Here is a 917-nt window from a genome sequence, read left to right as displayed (position 1 = left end):
CCGTGCGCAAGGGCATCGGCGCCGATCCGCGCATCGGCTACCACTTCATCTACCCCGGCGCCGGTTTCGGCGGCTCGTGCTTCCCCAAGGACCTGCGGGCACTGATCCATACCGCAGAAAGCCACGGGCTGGAGCCGCATATGCTCAAGACCGTGCGTGACGTCAATGAACAGCAGCGCCATGTGCTGTTTCGCAAGCTCAAGGCGCACTTGGGGGACAACCTCAAGGACAAGGTCATTGCCTTGTGGGGGCTGGCCTTCAAGCCCAACACCGATGACATGCGCGAAGCCACCAGCCGCTACCTGATGGAAGCGCTGTGGCAGGCCGGGGCCAAGGTCCATGCCTACGACCCGGAAGCCATGACCGAATGCCGACGGCTGTACGGCTACCGCGACGACCTGCAGCTGTGCGCAACCCGTGACGACACCCTGCAAGGCGCTGACGCCCTGGTGATCTGCACCGAGTGGAAAGCCTTTCGCGTGGTGGACTTCAAGCTGCTGCACGACACCCTCAACGATCGCCTGATCGTCGATGGCCGCAACCTGTACAACCCGCAACAGGCAGCGGATGCCGGCCTGCATTACCTGAGCATCGGCCTGCCCTATCGCGTACCGGAGGCGCTGCGCGCATGAATATCCTGATCACCGGGGCCGCCGGTTTCATCGGCGCCCATACCGCACTGCGCTTGCTCAAGGATGGGCATCAGGTCAGCGGACTGGATAATTTCAACGACTACTACGATCCCCAGCTCAAACGCGACCGGGTGCGCTGGGTCGAACAGCAAGTGGGACACTTCCCCCTGCAGCGCCTGGACCTGGCGGACAGCGAAGGCCTGGAACGGCTGTTCGCCGAGATCCGGCCCCAGGTGGTGATCAACCTCGCCGCCCAGGCCGGGGTGCGCTACTCCCTGGAAAATC

General features: G+C 63.7%; 2 protein-coding genes. Both read left to right on the top strand.

What is annotated here, in order from left to right:
* Nucleotides 1–632, top strand: a 632-nt coding sequence (locus BLX41_RS20440; protein WP_148059702.1) for a UDP binding domain-containing protein, incomplete at its 5' end; no start/stop codon positions are given.
* On the top strand, nucleotides 629–917 hold a 289-nt coding region (locus BLX41_RS20435), incomplete at its 3' end, for a GDP-mannose 4,6-dehydratase (protein WP_123726355.1). The genes BLX41_RS20440 and BLX41_RS20435, both read left to right, overlap by 4 nt.

Origin of the sequence: Pseudomonas protegens, assembly GCF_003732485.1 — a bacterium.
GTDB classification, from domain to species: domain Bacteria; phylum Pseudomonadota; class Gammaproteobacteria; order Pseudomonadales; family Pseudomonadaceae; genus Aquipseudomonas; species Aquipseudomonas protegens_B.
This window is presented reverse-complemented; position numbering and strand designations above follow the sequence as displayed.